The organism is Candidatus Weimeria sp. HCP3S3_B5 (genome assembly GCF_052064335.1).
Classification (GTDB): domain Bacteria; phylum Bacillota; class Clostridia; order Lachnospirales; family Lachnospiraceae; genus Weimeria.
The window spans coordinates 1-2389 of record NZ_JBQHVU010000051.1; the positions used below are offsets into that span (position 1 = coordinate 1).

The following is a 2389-nucleotide window of genomic DNA, read 5'->3' on the forward strand; positions in this document are numbered from 1 at the left end:
GCAAGCCAAAAGCGCAGCTCAAGCCACAAGCGAGGCCGCTGTCTGAGATTAGCAAGAACGAGTCGAAGACGAAGTTCGAGCTTAACGAAGACAGCTTCCTTGTTAATGAGAGCAAGCCAAAGGCGAAGCTCGAATCCGAAGCGAAGCCGTTCTGTGAGGCTGAAAGTTTCGAGATGAGAGCAAGCTGAAAGCGAAGCTCGAATCCGAAATGAAGCCGTTCTTTGAGATTAGCGAGCACAAGTCGAAGACGCCGTGCGAGCTTAGCGAAAAGAACTTCCTTATAGGCGTAGTTCGAACCTAGCGAAGAGAACTTCCTTAGCAAAATAGGTGTGAGGTGTGAGGTCAGAGGGCCTAGGGGCTAGGGGTATCTAAATCTAAACTAAGCCCTAAACCCTGCTTCCTCTACCATGGATCCTCAATGCTGGCGGCTTTTTTATATCTGGAAACAGAGAAGCCACTCCTGTACCCTAGGACCTCAGTGCTTGCAGGATGGAAGGGAGCAGGGGCCCTCATTCCTTTCAGCGCCAAGCAAGAAGAGAAGATAGATGAGACGATCGCCGAAGGACAGGCCTCATTCATTGCGCCAAGCAGGCATCAGCAGCTGGCACGGCACAATCCATGGCCTGTTCTGATATCAATTTCATCTTTCAGTAATGGAAATCTGATCTGAAGGAGCACCATGCCGTTATCATAATGCGGCCTGACTCCTGTTCCTGGATGAGCTCCTGCATTGCGAGAAAAAAAGATATGATCTGACATTGAATTACCATTCATGAAATAGCATGGTATCACCAGACCATTGTGAGAAAAAATGATATGATCTGACATTGGATTCCTATTCATGAAATAGCGATGATCTCGCAGGATATCATGAAGTATCCTGATCATTGGGAACTCTATTGCTTCTAAAAGGATGATTCCAGACGCCTGTTATCTGGCGTTTACGTCTCAGCCTTATATCCTGGCTAATACCATTCCACCTCAAGGCCTCCTGTTCCTTTTCGGCGGGTTCTTCAGCTCAAAATAAGTCATACTCGCTATCTGCAGACCGTTATTTTCATATCTGCCGAAGCCCCATGTCTTATCCTGCCGTTCCATCAGAAGCTTAAATACGATGAGCCCGAAGAACATCCCGGCTAGGGTAACATTCTTCCCGCACGCCTCGTAGATCGGTTCGTATACCGTACCCGTCCAATCGTGTCCGGGAATCCAGCCAGCGGTGTTTATCTTGCTTGCATCAATCCTTGCGTTCAGTGTGCCTTCCACTGCCTTATATTCATCATCTGAGATATTTTTTCTCCACCTGTCATAGTCAGCTTGATGAGGAAGGCGGGTCACGTATTTACTGCTGTCAATCGAATAAAGCATAATCTACCTCAATATAATACGATACAAAAAGTTCCTTAATTATTTCCTTATCGGAACAACCATCAATATCTGGTTGCCCCGTTTAGTTACATATCTTGTTTAATCATCCCAGTCCGGGTCATCGTCACTATATACCACTGTCATGTGTGGTTTCTCTAAAAATTCTCCGCCGTTAATCTCACAAGTTTCATTATTATACATGTGCCTTTCTTCGAAAGGCATCAAAGTGGTTATGAAACACAGCTTCTGGCCTTTCGATTTTTCTAATTTCCTGTTATTCTTATAGTGAGGGCCTGGCATACTACACAGCACGTGGAGGTGAGTGGCGGAGTAGATTAGCGGCTACCCCGCATTATTATATGTCGCCGGTCATCTGTTAAGGCATCAATGTCTGGAGCAATGGCGAGAGCCCGTAGCCCGTAAACTTATCTCTTCCAAAGTCGACTCGATTTTGCCAGATGGCCAGTCACTGCCAGTCCCCCAACTATAAAATAACAGGAGGTGTTTTTAGTGTCTTTTAAAATCTACCTAAAGAATGCCTGCGGACTTGATGTCCACAAAACCTGGATCTATGCCTGCATAGGCATAGCAGATGCCAACAACATCGTACACTACCATGAGAAGCGGTTCTCGTCCTTTACAAAGGGACTGAATGAACTTGCCGAATGGCTTGCTTTCTATGGCTGTAAGGATGTCTGCATGGAATCTACAGGCAAATACTGGATCCCGGTCTTCAACATTCTTGAAAAAAACTGCAACATTGTACTTGCCCACCCCAAGTACACAAAGCCTCAAAAAGGAAACAAGACTGACCGTAAAGACGCCCGGTTCATCTGCGATCTTTTTATGTGCAGTATGATCAAGCCGTCCTTTATACCGCCTGCCGACATCCGCGAAATAAGAGACCTTGTAACCTAAATTCCCGGTGTCTCCACACTAGGCTTTGCGTATAACGGTGCAACATCCATCGCTGTATACAGATCCTCCTGCTTTTTCAGGACTTCGCCCTGAATTGGTGTTT

At 46.1% G+C, this 2389-nt stretch carries 3 protein-coding genes and 1 pseudogene; 2 read left to right on the forward strand and 2 right to left on the reverse strand.

The annotated features are described in order from the left end of the window. Nucleotides 1–188 (forward strand): hypothetical protein (locus ACTNCK_RS11565; protein WP_441082876.1); only part of this gene is annotated, 188 nt, incomplete at its 5' end. Between the two features lie 406 nt (nucleotides 189–594). Here ACTNCK_RS11565 and ACTNCK_RS11570 read toward each other — a convergent pair. Together ACTNCK_RS11570 and ACTNCK_RS11575 are read right to left on the reverse strand one after the other, a co-directional pair. Continuing rightward, entirely contained in the window at nucleotides 595–888 is a 294-nt protein-coding gene (locus ACTNCK_RS11570; protein WP_441082877.1) for a hypothetical protein, read from the reverse strand. Between the two features lie 93 nt (nucleotides 889–981). Continuing rightward, nucleotides 982–1368: a hypothetical protein gene (locus tag ACTNCK_RS11575; RefSeq protein WP_441082878.1), complete on the reverse strand. Its 387-nt coding sequence runs from the start codon at nucleotides 1366–1368 to the stop codon at nucleotides 982–984. 510 nt (nucleotides 1369–1878) lie between these two features. Between ACTNCK_RS11575 and ACTNCK_RS11580 the strand changes: the two are divergent. Continuing rightward, nucleotides 1879–2280 (forward strand): annotated as a pseudogene (locus tag ACTNCK_RS11580) (IS110 family transposase); the annotation flags it as partial. Nucleotides 2281–2389 lie beyond the last annotated feature (109 nt).

Coding starts and splice junctions, on each gene's coding strand:
- ACTNCK_RS11570 (WP_441082877.1), bottom strand. CDS start 888: ATGATCAGGATACTTCATGATATCCTGCGAGATCATCGCTATTTCATG.
- ACTNCK_RS11575 (WP_441082878.1), bottom strand. CDS start 1,368: ATGCTTTATTCGATTGACAGCAGTAAATACGTGACCCGCCTTCCTCAT.